At 75.6% G+C, this 2,807-nt stretch carries 2 protein-coding genes and 1 pseudogene; all 3 read left to right on the top strand.

The window, feature by feature from the left end; genetic code table 11:
- Positions 1-351: pseudogene (locus tag MXD58_RS28090) on the top strand (hypothetical protein); the annotation flags it as partial.
- A 45-nt stretch (positions 352-396) separates the two neighbouring features.
- A complete protein-coding gene (locus MXD58_RS28085; protein WP_248840914.1) occupies positions 397-1,599 on the top strand; it encodes a cysteine desulfurase family protein in 1,203 nt (400 codons plus the stop codon).
- A gap of 130 nt (positions 1,600-1,729) precedes the next feature.
- Positions 1,730-2,788 carry a tRNA 2-thiouridine(34) synthase MnmA gene (mnmA, locus tag MXD58_RS28080; protein WP_248840913.1) on the top strand — a complete coding sequence of 353 codons (1,059 nt, stop codon included), beginning with the start codon at positions 1,730-1,732 and terminating at the stop codon, positions 2,786-2,788.
- Positions 2,789-2,807 lie beyond the last annotated feature (19 nt).

Raw genomic sequence — 2,807 nt, 5'->3', positions numbered from 1 at the left:
CGGGTGCGCCGACGTGGGCTGCTCGCCGCCGCCGAGGGGGCCCGGCGGACCTGGCTGCCGCTGCTGGCCTGCGCCGGAAGACCCGGCCGCCTGGTGCTCGCCGCCGCCGCGCTGCCGCTGGTTGGCGACTGGTGGACGCAGCGCCCCGATGTGGGCCTGCTGCCCTACGTGGCGCTGCGCGTCGCCGACGACGCCGCCTACTGCGCCGGGTTGTGGGCCGGCTGTCTGGTCGGCGGTACGGCCCAGCCGTTGCTGCCGTCCTTGCCGCCCGTCGCGTCCGTCGCGGCCATCCGGTCCGTGGCGCCACTGCGCCACCGCCGACGTGGGCGCCGGCCGGCGCCGGCCGGGTGATCGACGTGCCCGCGCCGCCCAGCCCCGCGCGATTACCCTTTACCCGTGACCTACCTCGACCATGCAGCGACGACGCCGATGCGACCGGAGGCGCTCGCCGCGTACACCGCGGTGCTCGCCGATACCGGCAACGCGTCGTCGCTGCATGCCAGCGGACGCCGGGCCCGGCGGATCGTCGAGGAGTCCCGTGAGGCGCTGGCCGAGATGCTGCGTGCCCGCCCGTCCGACGTGGTGTTCACCGGCGGTGGCACGGAGAGCGACAACCTCGCGCTGAAAGGCCTCTACTGGGCGCGCCGCGGCGCCGACCCGGCGCGGCGCCGGGTGCTGGTCAGCGCGGTCGAGCATCGTGCCGTGCTCGACACGGTGCGCTGGCTGGGCGACGCGCAGGGCGCCGAGGTCGAGCTGCTCGACGTCGACGCCGCCGGCATGGTGCATCCCGAGACGCTCGCCGCCGCGATTGCCCGTGACCCGCGGTCCGTCGCCGTGGTGTCGGTGATGTGGGCGAACAGCGAGGTCGGCACGATCCAGCCGGTGGCCGAACTCGCGGCCCTCGCGCACCGGCACGGGCTGCCGTTCCACACCGACGCGGTACAGGCCTTCGGGCAGATCCCGGTCGAGGTCGGCGGGGACGGCCCGGACGCCGTGACGATCTCGGCGCACAAGATCGGCGGCCCGGTCGGTGTCGGCGCGCTCGTCGTGCGCCGCGGTCTCGTGCTCGAACCGATCACCCACGGCGGCGGCCAGGAGCGTGACATCCGATCGGGCACGTTGAACACCGCCGGCGTGGCGGCCTTCGCGGCCGCGGCGACGGCCGTGCGCGCGCAGGCGCCGACGGAGCGCACCCGGCTGGCCGGGCTGCGCGACGATCTGGTCAACCGGATCCGCGAACGGGTGCCGGGCGCGGTGCTCAACGGACCGCCGCTGGTCGCGCGGCCCGGCGAGCCCCCCCGGCTGCCCGGCAACGCCCACCTGAGCTTCCCAGGCTGCGAGGGCGACTCCCTGCTGATGCTGCTCGACGCGCGCGGCATCGAATGTTCGACGGGATCGGCCTGCTCGGCGGGAGTAGCCCGGCCCTCGCATGTGTTGCTCGCCATGGGAGCGGGAGCGGAACACGCCCGCGCGTCGCTGCGGTTCTCCCTCGGCCACACGTCGACGGCGGCGGACATCGACGCGGTCGTCGCGGCGATCGGCCCGGTGGTCGAGCGGGCGAGCCGGGCCGGCGCGCTCGCGGCGGTCACCGGAGTCTGACCATCGCCGCCACTGATCATCGCGGCCGCTGACCATCGCGGCCACTGACCATCGCGGCCACTGATCATCGCGGCCACTGTCGCGCAGGGGCCCAACGCCCCGCTGAGGGGAACGAGGAGAGGACGGTCCGATGCGGGTGCTGGCCGCGATGTCCGGCGGGGTCGACTCCGCCGTCGCCGCCGCGCGGGCGGTGGACGCCGGGCACGATGTCACCGGGGTGCACCTGGCGCTGTCCCGATCGCCGGAGTCGGACCGGTCCGGCGCGCGCGGCTGCTGCACGCTGGAGGACGCCCGCGACGCGCGGCGTGCCGCCGATGTGCTCGGCATCCCGTTCTACGTCTGGGATCTCGCCGAGCGGTTCGAGACCGACGTCATCGACGAGTTCGTCGAGTCGTACGCGGCGGGGCGCACCCCCAACCCGTGCGTGCGCTGCAACGAGCGGATCAAGTTCGCCGCCGTCCTCGACCGGGCCCTCGCCCTCGGGTTCGACGCGGTCGTCACCGGGCATCACGCCCGCCTCGAGGCGGATGGCACGCTGCGCCGCAGCGTCGACCCGGACAAGGACCAGTCCTACGTGCTCGGCACGCTGCGGCCCGCCCAGCTTGCCGCCGCCCGATTCCCGCTCGGGGACTCGACGAAGGCACAGGTGCGCCGCGAGGCGGCCGAGCGCGGCCTCGCCGTCGCCGACAAGCCGGACAGCCACGACATCTGCTTCATCCCGGACGGTGACACCGGCGGCTGGCTGCGCGATCGGCTCGGCTCCCGGCCCGGTGCCATCGTGGACGCCGGCACCGGCGAGACCCTCGGCGAGCACGACGGCGCGTTCGCGTTCACCGTCGGCCAGCGCCGCGGCCTCGGCCTGGGCCGTCCGGCGCCCGACGGGCGCCCCCGCTACGTGCTCGACATCTCCCCGGTCACCTCGACGGTGACCGTCGGCCCCGCCGAGGCGCTCGACATCCACCTGCTGGTCGCCGACCGGACGGCCTGGCCGCACGAGGGCGAGCTGGACTGTCAGGCCCAGGTCCGGGCGCACGGCGCAGTCGTGCCCGCTCGGGCCGCGGCGCGCGGCGACGACCTCGTGGTCACGCTGGCCGCCCCCGTGCGGGGCACCGCGCCGGGGCAGGCGATCGTGCTCTACGACGGCGACCGGGTGCTCGGCGGCGGGCACATCCGCGCCACCAGCGGCTGAACGGCTGACCGCCCGCGTC

This window comes from Frankia sp. AgKG'84/4, from assembly GCF_023242965.2.
Classification (GTDB): domain Bacteria; phylum Actinomycetota; class Actinomycetes; order Frankiales; family Frankiaceae; genus Frankia.
Note: the sequence above shows the minus strand (reverse complement) of the source record. Positions and strands in the feature narration are given on the sequence as shown.

Coding starts and splice junctions, on each gene's coding strand:
- mnmA (WP_248840913.1), top strand. CDS start 1,730: ATGCGGGTGCTGGCCGCGATGTCCGGCGGGGTCGACTCCGCCGTCGCC.